The 16,086-nt window shown below is 63.0% G+C and carries 13 protein-coding genes and 1 riboswitch; of the genes, 7 read left to right on the top strand and 6 right to left on the bottom strand.

Annotation, left to right across the window (positions count from 1 at the left end):
* Positions 1-2: 2 nt before the first annotated feature.
* From M1D89_RS18035 to sucD, 5 genes are all read left to right on the top strand, one after another.
* Positions 3-848 carry an inositol monophosphatase family protein gene (locus tag M1D89_RS18035; protein WP_498645605.1) on the top strand — a complete coding sequence of 282 codons (846 nt, stop codon included), beginning with the start codon at positions 3-5 and terminating at the stop codon, positions 846-848.
* A gap of 65 nt (positions 849-913) precedes the next feature.
* Complete coding sequence (pcrA, locus tag M1D89_RS18030) at positions 914-3,460, top strand: DNA helicase PcrA (RefSeq protein ID WP_498645603.1); 2,547 nt, start codon at positions 914-916, stop codon at positions 3,458-3,460.
* A 14-nt stretch (positions 3,461-3,474) separates the two neighbouring features.
* A complete protein-coding gene (locus M1D89_RS18025; protein ID WP_498650991.1) occupies positions 3,475-4,173 on the top strand; it encodes a hypothetical protein in 699 nt (232 codons plus the stop codon).
* Between the two features lie 264 nt (positions 4,174-4,437).
* The gene (sucC, locus tag M1D89_RS18020; protein WP_498645601.1) at positions 4,438-5,607 is read left to right on the top strand and encodes an ADP-forming succinate--CoA ligase subunit beta; all 1,170 of its coding nucleotides are present in this window, start codon (positions 4,438-4,440) and stop codon (positions 5,605-5,607) included.
* 12 nt (positions 5,608-5,619) lie between these two features.
* Positions 5,620-6,522 carry a succinate--CoA ligase subunit alpha gene (gene sucD, locus M1D89_RS18015; protein ID WP_091465756.1) on the top strand — a complete coding sequence of 301 codons (903 nt, stop codon included), beginning with the start codon at positions 5,620-5,622 and terminating at the stop codon, positions 6,520-6,522.
* A gap of 138 nt (positions 6,523-6,660) precedes the next feature.
* On the opposite strand, the gene M1D89_RS18010 is transcribed toward sucD, so the two are convergent.
* On the bottom strand, positions 6,661-9,390 hold the full coding sequence (locus M1D89_RS18010; RefSeq protein WP_498645599.1) for a chitobiase/beta-hexosaminidase C-terminal domain-containing protein: 2,730 nt from the start codon (positions 9,388-9,390) through the stop codon (positions 6,661-6,663).
* A 309-nt stretch (positions 9,391-9,699) separates the two neighbouring features.
* Entirely contained in the window at positions 9,700-10,491 is a 792-nt protein-coding gene (locus M1D89_RS18005; protein WP_498645597.1) for a gamma-glutamyl-gamma-aminobutyrate hydrolase family protein, read from the bottom strand.
* A 77-nt stretch (positions 10,492-10,568) separates the two neighbouring features.
* On the opposite strand from M1D89_RS18005, the gene M1D89_RS18000 reads away from it, so the two are divergent.
* Positions 10,569-11,702, top strand: a complete 1,134-nt coding sequence (locus M1D89_RS18000; RefSeq protein ID WP_498645595.1) for an LOG family protein — start codon at positions 10,569-10,571, stop codon at positions 11,700-11,702.
* A 4-nt stretch (positions 11,703-11,706) separates the two neighbouring features.
* Here the strand turns inward: M1D89_RS18000 and M1D89_RS17995 are convergent, their stop codons facing one another.
* From M1D89_RS17995 to M1D89_RS17985, 3 genes are all read right to left on the bottom strand, one after another.
* Positions 11,707-12,708, bottom strand: coding sequence for a matrixin family metalloprotease (locus tag M1D89_RS17995; RefSeq protein WP_498645593.1), 1,002 nt, complete (start codon positions 12,706-12,708; stop codon positions 11,707-11,709).
* A 52-nt stretch (positions 12,709-12,760) separates the two neighbouring features.
* A complete protein-coding gene (locus M1D89_RS17990) occupies positions 12,761-13,597 on the bottom strand; it encodes a matrixin family metalloprotease (RefSeq protein WP_498645591.1) in 837 nt (278 codons plus the stop codon).
* Positions 13,598-13,739: 142 nt separating this feature from the next.
* Positions 13,740-14,906: a VIT1/CCC1 transporter family protein gene (locus M1D89_RS17985; RefSeq protein ID WP_498650990.1), complete on the bottom strand. Its 1,167-nt coding sequence runs from the start codon at positions 14,904-14,906 to the stop codon at positions 13,740-13,742.
* Positions 14,907-15,161: 255 nt separating this feature from the next.
* On the opposite strand from M1D89_RS17985, the gene M1D89_RS17980 reads away from it, so the two are divergent.
* The gene (locus M1D89_RS17980) at positions 15,162-15,353 is read left to right on the top strand and encodes a hypothetical protein (RefSeq protein WP_498645589.1); all 192 of its coding nucleotides are present in this window, start codon (positions 15,162-15,164) and stop codon (positions 15,351-15,353) included.
* Here M1D89_RS17980 and M1D89_RS17975 read toward each other — a convergent pair.
* Positions 15,350-15,661 (bottom strand): hypothetical protein, encoded by a 312-nt coding sequence (locus tag M1D89_RS17975; RefSeq protein WP_498645588.1) that lies wholly within the window; start codon positions 15,659-15,661, stop codon positions 15,350-15,352. The two genes, M1D89_RS17980 and M1D89_RS17975, sit on opposite strands and share 4 nt — an antisense overlap.
* A 16-nt stretch (positions 15,662-15,677) precedes the next feature.
* Positions 15,678-15,797, bottom strand: a riboswitch (SAM riboswitch).
* Positions 15,798-16,086: the final 289 nt, after the last annotated feature.

The raw sequence follows: 16,086 nt of genomic DNA, 5'->3' as shown, positions 1-16,086 counted from the left end.
CCATGACCACCGGCAGGCACACAGCAACTGAACTCGATCCATCACTGGATGACTACCAACTGGCCAGCGCCCTGGTCCGCGAGGCGGGCCAGCTGGCGCTGCTCATGCGGATGGGTGGACTGCAGGGCGAACGCAAGACGTCAGTGTCCGACGTCGTCACTGCAGCCGATCACGCGGCCGAGGCTTATGTCCTGGAACAGTTGCGGCGCTGCCGTCCGGAAGACGGCATCCTCGGCGAGGAGGGTGCCTCCTTTGCGGGGACGAGCGGCCGGACCTGGGTGATCGACCCCGTTGACGGCACCTACAACTTCCTGCACGGGTCCACGTACTGGTGCTCGGCCATTGCCCTCAAGCGTGACGATTCGGACCATGGCGGCAACCCGGTTGCCGATCCGGACGTGTTGCTCGGGGCCATCTACCAGCCCGAACTGGATAAGCTCTGGCTGGGAGGGGAAGAGCGCCCGGCCACCTTGAACGGCGAGGCGATCACCGGTTCGGGCGACCTCCCCGTTGGCCAAATCTCCGCAGCGACGTACATCCACCCCACTTGGCTCGCAGACCCGCGGGCTGCCATGCCCTGGCACGCGGCCGCGGTGTCCGCGGCGTCCCTGCGCATGTTCGGGTCAGGCTCCTGCGACCTCGGCCGGGTGGCTGACGGGGAGCTCGGCTGCTGGTTCCAGCACAGCTGCCCGGAATGGGACTGGCTCCCCGGCAAGGCGATCGTCCGCGCTGCCGGCGGGGACACCGCCGTCGTGCAGGTCAACGGATTGAATTGGTTCGTGGCGGGAGGCCCGACGGCGGTGCGCGAGTTGAGTGCAGCCCTCACCTCTGTTCCCCAATTTGCCTAGCATTCACTGCTGCTGACCACGGCGACCTTATAGTGTCAGGGGCACCGCCTAGACTGGTAGGCACCATGGATATGTTGTTTGACCCCTACGCAGACGGACCCTTCAAAGCTGGCACCAAAGCCGCAGTCAAGGCTGCCCCGGAGCTTTCCCATTCCGGCGGAGGTGCCTCCGGGCCCCGCCTCCAAGAGGGAACCGGCGGGTCAGGGAACGCTTCCCAAGCGCCCGCCCCAGGGGGATGGGGCGGCCAGGGGGCCCACGGGTTGCCGACCGCTGAGGCACTTCTCCAGGGACTGAATCCGCAGCAGGAAGAGGCTGTGAAGCATGCCGGAAGCCCGCTGCTGATCGTTGCGGGCGCAGGCTCGGGGAAGACCCGTGTACTGAGTAACAGGATCGCCTACCTCATTGCCACCAAGCGTGCGCATCACGGCGAAATCCTGGCCATCACCTTCACCAACAAAGCGGCGGCCGAAATGCGGGAACGCATCGAAGCCTTGGTCGGCGCCCGCGCAAAGGGCATGTGGATCTCAACGTTCCACTCGTCCTGCGTGCGCATCCTGCGCCGGGAAGCTGCCAACGTCGGGCTGAATTCGAACTTCTCCATCTACGACTCCGCTGATTCGCTGCGCCTGATCACCCTCGTGGCAAAGAACCTGGACCTGGATCCCAAGAAGTTCGCACCCAAGGCCATCCAGCACAAGATTTCGGCGCTCAAGAACGAACTCATTGATGCCGACTCCTACGTCTCCTCGGCAAACCACAACGACCCCTTCGAACAAGCTGTGGCCGAGGTGTTCAAGGGCTACACGCAGCGTCTCCGGCAAGCCAATGCGATGGACTTCGATGACCTCATCGCCGAAACCGTGTACATGTTCCGGGCCTTCCCTGCGCTCGCGGAATCCTACCGGCGCCGCTTCCGCCACGTGTTGGTGGACGAGTACCAGGACACCAACCACGCGCAGTACGCACTGGTCAGGGAAATCGTGGGCCTGGGAACGGACACGGACGTGGCTCCCAGCGAACTGACGGTGGTGGGCGATTCCGATCAGTCCATTTATGCTTTCCGCGGGGCGGACATCCGCAACATTGTGGAGTTTGAACACGACTACCCCAACGCCCGCACCATCAAACTGGAGCAGAACTATCGCTCCACTCAGAACATCCTCAGCGCTGCCAACTCGGTCATCTCCCGCAATCCCAACCGCCAGGAAAAGCGTTTGTGGACCGCGGAAGGTGACGGTGAGAAAATCATTGGCTACGTGGGTGAGAACGAACACGACGAAGCCCAGTTCATCGCCAAGGAAATCGACCGGCTGCAGGATGAGGAAGGCCTGCGTCCCGGCGACGTCGCCATCTTCTACCGCACCAATGCACAGTCGCGTTCCATTGAAGACGTTCTGGTCAGGGTGGGACTGCCGTACAAGGTTGTTGGTGGGACGCGCTTCTACGAGCGCAAGGAAATCAAGGATGCCCTGGCCTACCTTCGCGTCCTGGTGAACCCGGACGACGACGTCAACCTCCGCAGGGTACTGAACGAACCCAAACGCGGGATCGGCGACCGTGCTGAGGGCGCCGTGGCTGCCTTGGCCGAACGGGAACGCACCTCGTTCATGGCCGCTGCGCGCCGTGCCGACCAAGCGCCCGGCATGGCCACACGCTCCGTCAACGCCGTCCTGGGCTTCGTTAAGCTGCTCGATGACCTTGCGGAGGTAGCCTCCGGCTCTGGTGCTGCCGCTGCGTTGGAAGCCGTCCTCGAACAGACCGGCTACTTGGCCGGGCTGCGGGCCAGCAACGATCCCCAAGATGAATCCCGGGTGGAGAACCTCGCCGAACTGGTGGCAGTCGTCCGGGAATACGAACGCGACAATCCGGACGGTTCGCTCGGCGAATTCCTGGAGCAGGTCTCCCTTGTGGCCGATGCCGACCAGATTCCGGATGCCCCGGGGGCGGACATCGATGCCGCCGTCGCGGAGGCCAAGCGGATGGGCGTTGTCACGCTCATGACGCTGCACACAGCCAAGGGCCTGGAGTTCCCGGTGGTCTTCCTCACCGGCATGGAGCACGGCATCTTCCCGCACCAGCGCTCCGCCACGGATCCCAAGGAACTCGCGGAAGAACGGCGACTGGCCTATGTGGGCCTCACCAGGGCACGCAAGCGTCTCTACGTGACTCGCTCTGAGGTCCGCAGCATGTGGGGCCAGAGCCAGTACAACCCCGCCAGCCAGTTCCTGGAAGAGATTCCGTCCGAGTTGGTGGAGTGGAAGCGCGAGGGAATGAGCCGTCAGGCCGCGGGTGGCTGGGGGAGCGCCCCCATCGGGTCCAACCGTTATGGTGGCTCGTTCTGGGGTGCGGGCACGTCCCGCGGTGCTGCCGCGAGCCCAACCGCAGGGTTCGACGCCGACGTCCCTGCCGCCGTCGTACGCAACAGGGTCCAGCCGCAGAAAGAAGTCATTTCCGTGGTGGTGGGAGACAAAGTCAACCACACCAGCTTCGGCAACGGCGTGGTGCTGGGCATCGAAGGCGCGGGGGACAAGACGGTTGCGAAGGTGAAGTTCGACGTCGGCGAGAAGCGGCTGCTGTTGCGGTACGCACCCCTGACCAAACTCGATGCATGAAACGGCACGGCATAATGAGGGGCATGCGACGGACTGTTTGGGGGATCCTGGCCGCCTTGATCATGGTGCTGGCCACCGGATGCTCCTTCGCCACCGAAGATCCCGACTATGTGCCACCGGCTCCTTTGCCGCCGCTGGAGCAGCTCCAACAGGTTCCTGTCACCGAGCAGACCACCCTGTCCGCGGGCGAGGACGTTACGGCGTTCGTCACTGCTGACAAGAACATCGTGTGCGCCCTGACATCTTCCCGGGGCGGGCACCTCAACCTGCCCTATGAGGCCAACTCCTACTCCGACGCGGCCAACAACAAGTTCGCAGTTGTACCTGTGGCTCATTGCGAGTTGGCGAAGTATGCCAAACCGGAACTGGATGACATTGTGGAGGATTGCGCGGGAACAGGCCTTGGCTACCTCGGCGGGACGGCACTACTGACTCCTGAGAAGGCGGTCTACGGCTCATGTCGTTCGGGCGTAACACAAATGGAGTCAGAGTTCGGGCCGAAGGGCAGTGGCGGGGGTCCCATCTCCAAACTCCGGGAGCTTCCGGACGGGCAGAACATCGAGCGCAACGGTCTCCGGTGTTCGGCCTATAACGGCGGCGTTGCCTGCGGAAACGTCTCAGGTGGGGTGGCATTCTTCGTGAACCGCGAGGGATACCAGTTGATTTCCGACGGCGGCAAAACGGTCCGCGGGAACCTGAAAGATGTGTCCTGAACCGTTCCCGAACGCCCTCCGACAGCCCAAAAACCGCGCCATTATGCGGTTTTTCTACATCCGATAGAAGTGTAAGGTTACTCACTTAACAGGTAGTGTGTAGCTGGCGGGACTCCTCAAAGGGCTAAAGTTCCGAGAGGACCTTACGCAATGTGACCGGCTTCAATCCCGGTTGTTACCGCGTACTTTCCGCAGCTGGCTATCGCGGTCATCGCGGTTCCCGGCTGAACAGAAAACTACTTCGACGTAGAAGGACACTAAACCGTGGACCTGTTTGAATATCAGGCGCGCGATATGTTCGAGGCGCACGGTGTACCCGTGCTCGCCGGCATCGTGGCGCACACTCCTGAAGAAGCGAAGGCAGCTGCCGAGAAGATCGGCGGCGTAACTGTCGTAAAGGCACAGGTTAAGGTTGGTGGCCGCGGCAAGGCTGGCGGCGTCAAGGTTGCCAAGACCGCCGAAGAGGCACTTGAGCACTCCACCAACATCCTGGGCATGGACATCAAGGGCCACACCGTCAACAAGGTGATGATCGCCCAGGGTGCTGACATCGCCGAGGAATTCTACTTCTCGGTCCTCCTGGACCGCGCCAACCGCAACTACCTGGCCATGTGCTCGGTAGAAGGCGGCATGGAAATCGAGCAGCTTGCAGTCGAGCGTCCCGAGGCCCTGGCCAAGATCGCCATCGACCCCGCTGTGGGCATCGACCAGGCCAAGGCTGACGAGATCGTTGCAGCCGCTGGTTTCGCCGAGGAACTGCGCGGCAAGGTAGCCGACGTCATTCTGAAGCTCTGGGACGTTTTCAAGAAGGAAGACGCAACCCTGGTTGAGGTCAACCCGCTGGTCCGTACCGGCGCAGGCGAGATCGTTGCCCTCGATGGCAAGGTCTCCCTGGACGAGAACGCTGACTTCCGCCACGTGCACCACGCACACCTGGAAGACAAAGACGCAGCTGACCCGCTCGAGGCCAAGGCCAAGGCGCAGGACCTCAACTACGTCAAGCTGGACGGCGAAGTAGGCATCATCGGCAACGGCGCCGGTCTTGTGATGTCCACCCTCGACGTCGTTGCTTACGCCGGCGAGAACCACGGCAACGTGAAGCCCGCCAACTTCCTGGACATCGGCGGTGGAGCATCCGCCGAGGTCATGGCCAACGGTCTGGACGTTATCCTTGGCGACTCCCAGGTCAAGAGCGTATTCGTGAACGTCTTCGGTGGCATCACTGCTTGTGACGCCGTTGCCAAGGGCATCGTCGGTGCACTGGCTGAGCTTGGTACCTCCGCGAACAAGCCGCTGGTAGTTCGCCTCGACGGCAACAACGTTGAGGAAGGCCGCCGCATCCTGACCGAGGCCAACCACCCGCTGGTTACCCTGGCCGCCACCATGGACGAGGGCGCCGACAAGGCCGCCGAGCTCGCCAACGCAGCTAAGTAAAGGGACGCGACAATGTCTATCTACCTCAACAAGGACTCCAAGGTCATCGTTCAGGGCATCACCGGCGGTGAGGGCACCAAGCACACCGCCCTGATGCTCAAGGCCGGCACCAACATTGTTGGTGGCGTCAACGCCCGCAAGGCCGGCACCACGGTCCTGCACGGCGACAAGGAAATCAACGTCTTCGGCACCGTCAAGGAAGCCATCGCTGAAACCGGCGCCGACGTCTCCATCGTCTTCGTTCCCCCGGCATTCACCAAGGACGCCGTGGTTGAAGCAATTGAAGCCGGCATCGGCCTCGTCGTTGTGATCACTGAAGGCGTGCCTGTTCAGGACTCCGCCGAATTCTGGGCACTCGCCCAGTCCAAGGTGGACGCTGACGGCAAGCAGATCACCCGCATCATCGGACCGAACTGCCCCGGCATCATCACCCCCGGCGAAGCCCTGGTTGGCATCACCCCGGCGAACATCACGGGCAAGGGCCCCATCGGCCTCGTGTCCAAGTCCGGTACCTTGACCTACCAGATGATGTACGAACTCCGCGACCTCGGCTTCTCCACTGCGATCGGCATTGGTGGCGACCCCGTCATCGGCACCACGCACATCGACGCCCTGGCAGCTTTCGAAGCTGACCCGGAAACCAAGGCAATCGTCATGATCGGTGAGATCGGTGGCGACGCTGAAGAGCGCGCAGCCGACTTCATCAAGGCCAACGTCACCAAGCCGGTTGTTGGCTACGTTGCCGGCTTCACCGCTCCCGAGGGTAAGACCATGGGTCACGCTGGCGCCATCGTTTCCGGTTCCGCCGGTACGGCCCAGGCCAAGAAGGAAGCTCTCGAAGCCGCTGGTGTGAAGGTCGGCAAGACGCCGTCCGAGACCGCCAAGCTGCTGCGCGAAGTTTACGCAACGCTCTAGCCTTTACAGCTGACTTACGACGACGGCCCGTTACCTTCCCCACGGAAGGTGACGGGCCGTCGTCGTTCTTCACGTTAGCTGACGCGGGCCGAAGAGTCTGGGGGAAAACTCCGACCCGCGCCAGGTCCAAGGGGCTGGCTAGGCGATGATCTTCATGGCCTGCCAGCCGGTGCCGAGGCTGATGGGCGGCACGGTGCTGAACGCTCCACTGCCTGTGCCGGGATACAGCCACAGGGTGTCTGCGATGCGGCCTATGACGTCGTTGCTGCCATCGCCGTTGAGGTCGCGGGGCCCTGCCATCGATGTTCGATTGTCCCAACCCGTGGAGATTTGCTTCCATTGAAGCCATCCGCGGGTTCCGTTTCCGGGGTACAGCCAGAGGGCGCCTGTGTCCGAGCGTCGCGCCAGCACATCTCCCTTACCATCTCCATTAAAGTCCCCCGTGCTGAAGATTGCATTCATAACATTCCAGCCGGACCCAATGGTGGTGGGCGTCCGCTGACCACCGGTTCCGTTGCCTTCGTAGAGCCGCAACTCCCCTGAGCTGAGCCGGCCAATGAAGTCCGGAATACCGTCGCCGCTGAAGTCTCCGGGGGAGAACAGTTGGCTCATGGTGCTCCAGCCGGTACTGACCTGTGCCCGAGCCCCGAAGCTGCCTGCACCGTTGCCTGGGTAGAACCACAGGACGTCACCGGCACGGGCCAACAGGTCAGGTTTGCCATCCTTGTTGAAGTCACCCGGGGTGATGGTGTCAGTCACGGTGGACCATGCAGGTGCTGGCAGGGCTACCTGCCGGGGCAAAAGGCCCCCTGCGCCGTCTCCTGGGTAAAGATACAAATTGCCGGCAGTGTCGGAGGCGAGGACATCGGCTTTGCCGTCACCGTTGTAATCATGGGCCGACGGAGGTCCGGCGGCGGGCACGGTGTACGTCTGGTTGCCCACTGACGAAGTGTTGCCCGCGGTGTCCACCCCGATGTACTTGAGGATGAGGGTGGAATTCCCCATGACAATCGGAGCCGCGTACTTGATATTCGTGGCCGATTCCGTTGCCGTGGGTGTGCTGCCATCGGTGGTGTAGTAGATGGCCGCTCCTGGTTCATTCGCCGAGAGGGTGACGGTGGCCCCGCTGGCCAAGGCCCGGCTGGTGGGGTTGGCGGTGACCACGGGAGCCGTGGTGTCCGGCGGTACGGTGTACGTCTGGGTGACCACGGTGGAGACATTCCCCGCAGGATCCGTGGCAAAGTACTTCAGCGTCATTGGAGCTGTGCCGGGGAACGCTATCGGTGTGGAGTACACCTGTCCGGCTGTCATTGGGTCGGTACCATCGGTGGTGTATTTGATCACCGAGTTGGCCTCGTTGACCGTGAGGGTGATGGTGGTGCCGGGAGCGTAGGCGCCGCCCGCCGGGTTTGCCGTTACCACCGGTTTAGTCACATCCGGGCCGGTGGAGTATGTCTGCGTGACCACGGCGGAGGGATTGTTCGCAGAGTCCACCGCGAAGTACTTCAGGGTCAGCGGGCCGTTCACAGTGATGGGGGTGGCGTATTTGCTGCTGGCCACTGTGGGCGTGGACCCGTCCACGGTGTAGTAGATGGTAGCCGGCTCATTCACGGTCAGCGTGACTTTTTGCCCGATGTCATAGGTGCCGCCCGCGGGTGTAGCTGTCACCACGGGGGCAACGACGTCAGCGGTGATGTGCGCCTCGAACTCCGCCAGGCCCACGTTGGTGGTGGAACCGCTGACGGAGCTGATGTTGAAGCGCACGGAGCTGACGGTCCTGGCAGGAAAATTCACTGTCAGTCCTGACCCGTTATTCGGGAGGGCGGAAACCGGGACTGTGCTTCCATCCGAGAAGGTGAGATTGCCACCGGTTACCTGGTCACTGGGTAGAGGGCGGTCAAAAAGCGTCACGGCGTTGATGGTCCGTGCGGGGGTGAAGTTGTACTGGATCCAACTCCCTGCACGGCCGCCATTGGTGACCCACTCCCGGTTGGCATCCATGGGGGTTCCCCAGGCATATCCGTCCCGCGCTTTCTCCGGACTCTGTCCCGAGGCCCTCTGGGAAGACGCTGAGACGGTGGTTCCTGCCGATTTCGCCGCATTGCCGGTCCACTCGATGGCGGTGATGTACTGCCGTTTTAGCCAGTCGCTGTAAGGCACGTCCGGGCAGATGTTCCCGCACAGGAACTCATCGAATTCGGCAAAGTGCCTGAAGGTGTTGACCTTGCTGGTGAGTTCGGCGCCGTGCACGTTTTGTGCGTACTCGTCGATCACGTAAGCGTCGTACGCGGACGAGGTATGCGGTCCGGTGTAGGCGCGAGTGGCCAACTGCCCGAACTTTGCCGCAGCCCAGTGGTCGCTGTGGTCATAGGGAGTGGTGAAATTGCCTGTCCAGTCCTGGGTGCGGAACGTGGTGGGTTTGTAGTTGGCAACCAGCCGGTTCAACACCGTCTGCAGCAGCGATTTTGAATAGGTGGCCGATCCGTCCACAGGTCGAATTGAAGAAATGCGTCCGTCCCACAACTTCAGGATGCTCTGGCCATTGAAACGGCTGCTGCCATTACCGTTGGGGAAGCCGTCCGGGAGCCGCAGGAAAACCACCGAGATATTCGGCGCCGCGTTGAGCGTGTGCACAGTTACCGGACGCTCGGGAACGCCGGCGTCCGACGCCGTCCATGCGTTCGCGACCCCCGCCATTAAGGCGTAGCTTGACCGGATCCCGTCCTCAAGGCCGGCCCAATAGGATTGGCCCTCTCCGGCATCACCCGCAGTGAGGTAGATCGTCTGGACACAACGCTTTGCTTGAACATCCCGCATGAAGTCCGGGCTGACAAAGATCAGATCGTCATCTGTATGAGCGACAATCATTTGCGCACCGCCGGTGCCTGGGCAAGGAGGTACGGCTGCCGAAGCGGGCATGGCCAAGCCGAAGACCAGCGAAGAAAGGGCAACAGAAAGGCCCAGCAGGAATCCAAGGATTCGCCGGACGAATGAACGGGTGCTGATGAATGATAAGCGGGTATGACGACGAGCGTATTTTGGACGGTCCACAACCATGCTCCTTGAGCAGATGTTGGGCCCCCCAGCCGGCAAACTTACGACGCCCCCAGGACGTCATTTCGAATGGAGTTATACACTGCCCCGTTTATCAGCGGTGTGAAAGCGATGCAGTGAGCGCTACTGTACTCCGGCAGATGGACCATGGGTAGGGTTCCGGCAAACATCCACAAAATTCCTGAAGGGCATCAACCGCTCAGTGTCGGGCAGCTGGGAGGCCTCCGGATGCCATTGGACCGAAACGACCCACCGCGAAGGGTCTTCCAAGGCTTCCAAGGTTCCATCATCCGCCACCGCCGTGACCTGCAGGCCTTCGCCTACCCTGGACACGGCCTGATGGTGTCCCGAGGCGATCTTGATGGTACTTCCATCAGGAGATCCATACAGGCCTGCAGCCTTGGAACCGGCCGTTAGCAGGACATCATGCCAGACCCATTCGCTGGCCTCGGGATCGTGCGGATCCAGGCCGTTGTGGTTGACCGCCGACGGCGCCATGTCCTGGATCAGTGTTCCGCCGTAGAGGACGTTCAGCAGTTGGTGTCCGCGGCAGATGCCTAACAGCGGCAGCCCTGCGTCAATTGTCGCCCGGGCAACGTCCATGTCCAGGTGGTCCTGCTCGGGGTTCACATCGTAAAGGGAATCGACAGGGTCCTGCCCATAGAGGCGTGGGCTGATGTCGCCGCCACCCGGCAACAACACGCCGTCGAGCGTTTGCATCTCGGTGGCCAGCCGCCCGGCGCTGTCAGCGGAAACAGGGGTCAACAGCACCGGAACTGCGCCTGCCTCGCGCAGCAGGTCCACAATGTACGTAAAGAGCTCGTTGGCTTCACCCACGCGGGCATCGGGGGTGTCCGAACTACTGAGACGGACCGGAACGCCGATGCGCGGACGAACAACTCTTGAACTCTTCATGCTTCATGATGCACCGGACTGCTGCCGCACACCCAAACACCCGGCCGTCGAGCCCGGCGGACCACTACGCTGAAACCATGAATCGCTCCGGAGCCTTGAACCCGAGTCCGCGAACGCTCGACGTCGAAAGCGTCATCCACTTCCACCAACTGGTAAGCGCCGGGGCAGAGTCCATGAACGGCTGGCACGCACAGTCTTTGGACCTTCGGGGCCATTCACGGGACCTGAAGGCGCTGGATCCCCAAGGCGCGATCTTCCTGGGGTGCACTTTCGATGACGGTGTGGAAGAGAGCCTCCGCCGGCGCGGAGCCCTCATCTTCCCCCAGCTTCACAACGTGCCCTTCAACCCGTACCGAAGCAGCGTTTACACGGCTAGTGAACTGTACGAGGACATCGCTTCCACGGAGTACGAATCCACTCTCGATGCGCGCGTCTACCAGTGGAGCATCCTACCCGGGCAGCGGGGCAGCCTGGACGCCACCCTCGCCGCAGCATTGCACGATCACGCAATCGGCGACGCCTTGGACGAGCTGCTGGACCATGGCGCGCTGTCCGGAACCAAGCTGGTGGGCGTCATGGGTGGACACGCCGCGCAACGGGGAACCAAAGAATTCGCCGACGCCGCGCAGTTGGGACGGCTGCTGGCCCAAGCGGGCTTTACGGTAGCCACGGGCGGGGGTCCCGGCGCCATGGAAGCCGCCAACCTTGGCGCCTACTTAAGCGGACTGCCCGACGCCGACTCCACCGACGCGCTTGGGGCGCTCGCCGCTGTGCCGGGGTTCATGCCCTCCGTGACGGCTTGGGCTCGGCAAGCAGCCGCCGTCGTCGAACGTTATCCTGGCGGCACCCCGACGCTCGGTATTCCAACATGGTTCTACGGGCATGAGCCGCCAAATCTGTTCGCCACCCACATCGCCAAATACTTCGCCAACGCTGTCCGCGAAGCCATCCTGCTGGAGCTCTGCAACGGTGGGATCGTGTTTCTCCCGGGCGCCGCAGGGACAGTGCAGGAAATTTTCCAGGACGCGTGCGAGAACTACTACGGAGCCCCCGAGACCATCACGCCCATGGTTCTGGTAGGCCGCGAACACTGGGAACAGACGTTTCCTGCCTGGCCCATGCTGCGGAGCCTCGCGGCCGGAAAGCCCATGGAAGACCGGATTTTCCTGGTGGATACGGTGGAGGACGCGCTAGCAGTGGTTGCCGGGTAGGCCCTCAGAAGTCCTTGCTGCAGGGGCCGGTGCCCAGTTGGGCCAAACCCGTCCGGTCGCCCGCAGCGTAGCCGCGCACCCAGGACGCTTGGTCGAACATGAGCTGGCGGGGATCATCCACGTGGTCCAAGCCGAGGACGTGTCCCAGCTCGTGCATGATGACTGCTACGCCGATCTCTTCTCCGCTGGGAGCGTCCACGATATCCGCGAATTGTGGGGCATCCAGGGACACTGTGCCTGTCACATAGGCCTTGTAGCCGTTGCTGAGGCCAATGGAGGAGCTTCCGCCAAGGCCCACGGTCTGCCCGCTCAGGCGTGGCACCTGCTCCGGCGTGCTCCACGCAATGAGGACAGGAGCCCAGCGGTCTCCGTACCTTTCGGGCTGGTACCCGGACCTGTTGGGGGAGGGAATTTCGGAACTGGGGCCGTCGTAGATGAACTTCAATCCAGTGGCTTCGCCCGCCTGCCTCACGGCTTCTTCCACCAGCGGCTGCCAGGAGGGCGGTGCGAGGTCCGAGTTGATCACATAGTGGATGGGCCGGCACGGCGAGTACGCCAGCGGAGTTCCGTCTTCCTTGACGGCCAGGAACTTGTACGAGGAACTGGTGCGGTTCAATGGTGCCGGCGTTCCCAGCGGTGCGTCAGCTTCCTCAAGTCCCGGGACGGGCTCCTGGCGTTGGCCAAACGGTACCAGCCCGGGTCGGGGCGCCTCGCTCTGAGTGGCGGACGATCCGTAAAGGAGCTGCTGGAGTTCGCCGCTGAAGTAGGCTCCCGCGCACACCAGGCCCAGCACGCTGAAAAGGAACAGGATGGCCGCGATGCTGCTGTGCTTGATCGGCGGCCTGACCGGTGGAGGGTCCGGCGGGCGTGGGGCATGCGGAAGGTAATTCGGACGAGGGGGATCGGGGTCCGGCCACTTGGGCGACCCGTAAGGTTCCATGGAACCCCCTGACGTGGCGGCTGCGGCGGGAAGTGGGGCGCCGCCGTCGGCCGTATTCGTCAGCATAAGTCCCACTCCACCGGGAGTCCATGCCGGGAATGCTTGAGGCGCGAAAGAGTCAGATGTCCTTGCGGCAGGGTGCCGAAGCAAGTAGGTGCAGGCCATTAAGATCGCCCGCCGCGAGTCCGTCGGGGGCCCCGATTTCCGGGTACATGAGTTGGATCGGGTCATCCACGTGGTCCAGGCCCATGACGTGGCCCAGCTCGTGCTGCATCACCGCCAAGACGTAGTCAGCCCCGCCGGGACTGGCGAGCAGTTCCGTTACCTGTGGCGTGTCCAGCTCCAAGCTCCCGGTGATGTAGCTTTTGGGTCCCTTGTTGAGGGAGTACATGGTGCTGCCTCCCGTGCCGATGACGTTGTCTGCCAGCGCAGGTGCTTCCAGGGGTGTGGTCCAGGAGATCAGCAGGGGAGCCCACCGGTCGCCGTACTTGGACGGCTGGTATGGTTCACGCCGGTCCACTGGCAACTCGTCCGTGGTGCCGTCGTCGATGAACTGAATGCCGGACGCCGCGGAAATATTTGCCAGGGCAGCGGTCAGGAGGGCTTCGGAACCAAGGGGTGCGGACGCATCGTTCACAACGTAATGGAGCGGGCGGCAAGGCGAGTAGCCTACCGGGGTACCGTCGTCGTTGGTGGCCAGGAACTTGTACGAATCGTTGGTGGTGCCGGGCGCTGGGGGCGAGGCCAGTGGGGCTTCCGCCTCCTCAAGTCCGGGCGGCGGCGCGTCGAGGGGGCGCGCCGGTTCTGCTCCACCCGGTTGGTCCTGTGTGGTTCCCGGCACGCTCACACCCGGGAACAGCGCAGTGATGCGAGGGTCGCCCTGCAGGAATCCACTGACCAGAACGGCAACGACGGCGGCGATGATGGCCATGAGGACGCCGCGGAGAACACGCATGGCTGTTCCAGTGCGTCGGTGTTTCGGCACGCGCGTTGCTTCCCGCTCCGGGTCCACGGTTCTCCATTCCTGATGCCCTGGTCACGCGGGGCAGCGCGGAGGACGAACCAACATTACGGTCTCCGGACCGAGCCGTCCAAACTTAGACGATCGCTGCCCCGAACGCCAGGCCCAGCCCGTACGTGGCCGCCGCCGCTCCCAGGCCGATGGCAAGCTGCCGGAGCCCGCGGCTCAGCGGCGAGGTTCCGGACAGCAAGCCGACGACGGCGCCGGTAGCCAGAAGCGCGATGCCCACCAGAACGCCGGCCACCAGCAAGGCGGCGATGCCCGTCATGCCGAAAATGAACGGCAGGATGGGCACGATTGCCCCCGAGGCGAAGAAACAGAAGCTGGACATCGCTGCACCCCACGCCGAACCGACGGATTCGTGATCGTCAGTGGGTGGCTTTTCCGGCTGCAAGGAGAGGCTGGGGTCGCAGTCGCAGCTAAACAATCCCATGCGCTCGGCAGCACGATGCTCCGCGGCTTCACGCGTCATGCCACGGGCCAAGTACACCAGGACCAGCTCGTTGTGCTCGATGTCCAATGACGGCGCTGCGGTCAGTGTGGCCTGCGTGGGCAACGTGGCGTTAAGGAGTTCCCGCTGGGAACGAACCGAAACGTACTCGCCTGCACCCATGGATAGGGCCCCGGCGAGGAGACCCGCGACGCCACTCATGAGCACCACGGGGCTGGGCACGCCGGTTGCGGCCATGCCCATGACCAAGGAAAGGTTGCTGACCAGGCCGTCGTTGGCACCGAAAACGGCGGCGCGGAAGGTTCCGGAGAGCCTGTTGCGTCCACGCGTGGCCAAGCCCCGGACTACTTCTTCGTGGATTTGTTCATCGGCCACCATGGCAGGCGTCGCGGCAGGTTCGGTACCGTACGGGGAACGGCCTTCGGCGCGCTGTGCCAAAGCGAGGACAAACACTGACCCGAAGTTGCGGGCCAGGAAGCCCAGGAACTGGCTGCGGGTGGAAGCTGCCTTGGGCATACCGGCATGCTCGCCAAGAAGCTTGAGCCAATGGGCTTCGTGCCTGCCTTCGGCTTCGGCCAGGGCGAGCAGGATTTGGCGTTCTTCGCCGTCGCGTCGCTGCGCCAGTTCGCGGTAGACGGCGGCCTCGGCACGCTCATCGGCCAGGTACTGGCGCCACCGGCGGATGTCCGCATGCGAGGGCGTCGCTGGCTGAGTCGCGGCGTTTTCGGCGGCTGCTGATTCGGGGGTTGGGTCCGGAGCGGAGCTCGACGAACTATGGGATTCCTGGTGCATCTGCACTTTGTCTCCTGTGCTTGGTGGGGTAGTTGCGGCCCCATTGCACGCCCCACACTACCGCTTATCCGCGCGGATTTTTGGCTGGTATTCCGTAACTGGAATGTTCGGTGCACCGTAATTTCCTTGACCCTCGCCTGTGCCGGTGCTCAGATGGAAGGACAGGGGTGGGACCCTCCCGCCACTGGATTCCTGCATTCGGGTCAACGGGCTGAAGCGCCCACCAGAACAGGCCCAAGAGACGGAGGTTGCACCATGAACACCACCGAATCACACGCCAACTACCCGGAACGGACAACCATTGAGTCCGACCCGGCCTACGACTACGCCGAAGACCAGGAAGTGGACGAGCCCTGGGTGGAGGAAGTCGACGTCCCCGAGGACGACGAACGCGTTGTCCCCCTTGACGAAACCGAAGAGTTCCGCGAGGAAGACGAGGAAATCTAAGCCTGTTCCTCGTGCCTCAGTGTGAAGTGACGTTGGAGGCCCGCCCGTTTGCCGACGGCGGCAACAGTCACCGTTAGGGTCTTGGACGACTCACACCAGCTCGTCGGCCGGACGGCTTGCGCCAACGCCTGCGCGATAAGTTGCGGTTGGGCATGTCTGAACTGCTCGGTTCCAGCCTTGGCAGTGATGGTCACCGTGCCCAGGAAGAGGTCGACGGCGGGAATCACCGCCACTGTTCGTGTGGCGGTTTTGGCGAGGGTGCGCGCTGACGTTGTGTTTACCTGAGTGGTATCGCCTTGGTACGGCAAGGGACTGCTCCTTGGGGGAGTGCTCTTGCCCGCTCGGTTGTCTCTGGTCCGGGACGGGCCGCTTCCTCATCCGAACCACCCGTGAACATGGGGTTGGTGTGTGGCCAGTCGGAGCTTGGCACCACATCTCTTGAAGCTGGGACCACCCTATCCCATAGCTGTCCGGGCCCCGTTGGGGGGTGTGGTGTGTTGTTGTGGGGCCTGCTGTGTTGCGGGGCCTGCTGTGTTGCGGGGCCTGCTGTGCGCGCTTTGGGGTGGTTTTGGTGTGTAGAGCGGGCCTTCCAACTGGTGGGGTGTGTTGCGGGGCCCGGTGTGCGCGCTTTGGGGTGGTTTTGGTGTGTAGAGCGGGCCTTCCAACGGAGGGTGTGCGTTGTGGGGCCTGCTTTGCGCGCTTTGGGGTGGTTTTGGTGTGTAGAGCGGGCCTT

The organism is Arthrobacter sp. D3-18, assembly GCF_054408525.1.
The sequence above is the reverse complement of the archived record's forward strand: the minus strand, read 5'-3'. Positions and strand labels throughout refer to the sequence as shown.

What these genes read in the sequence shown, in the direction of transcription:
- pcrA (WP_498645603.1), top strand. Translation starts at nt 914, where the DNA reads ATGGATATGTTGTTTGACCCCTACGCAGACGGACCCTTCAAAGCTGGC.
- sucD (WP_091465756.1), top strand. Translation starts at nt 5,620, where the DNA reads ATGTCTATCTACCTCAACAAGGACTCCAAGGTCATCGTTCAGGGCATC.
- M1D89_RS17995 (WP_498645593.1), bottom strand. Translation starts at nt 12,708, where the DNA reads ATGCTGACGAATACGGCCGACGGCGGCGCCCCACTTCCCGCCGCAGCC.
- M1D89_RS17980 (WP_498645589.1), top strand. Translation starts at nt 15,162, where the DNA reads ATGAACACCACCGAATCACACGCCAACTACCCGGAACGGACAACCATT.
- M1D89_RS17985 (WP_498650990.1), bottom strand. Translation starts at nt 14,906, where the DNA reads ATGCACCAGGAATCCCATAGTTCGTCGAGCTCCGCTCCGGACCCAACC.
- M1D89_RS18035 (WP_498645605.1), top strand. Translation starts at nt 3, where the DNA reads ATGACCACCGGCAGGCACACAGCAACTGAACTCGATCCATCACTGGAT.
- M1D89_RS18000 (WP_498645595.1), top strand. Translation starts at nt 10,569, where the DNA reads ATGAATCGCTCCGGAGCCTTGAACCCGAGTCCGCGAACGCTCGACGTC.
- M1D89_RS18010 (WP_498645599.1), bottom strand. Translation starts at nt 9,390, where the DNA reads ATGATTGTCGCTCATACAGATGACGATCTGATCTTTGTCAGCCCGGAC.
- M1D89_RS17990 (WP_498645591.1), bottom strand. Translation starts at nt 13,597, where the DNA reads ATGCGTGTTCTCCGCGGCGTCCTCATGGCCATCATCGCCGCCGTCGTT.
- M1D89_RS18025 (WP_498650991.1), top strand. Translation starts at nt 3,475, where the DNA reads ATGAGGGGCATGCGACGGACTGTTTGGGGGATCCTGGCCGCCTTGATC.
- M1D89_RS18005 (WP_498645597.1), bottom strand. Translation starts at nt 10,491, where the DNA reads ATGAAGAGTTCAAGAGTTGTTCGTCCGCGCATCGGCGTTCCGGTCCGT.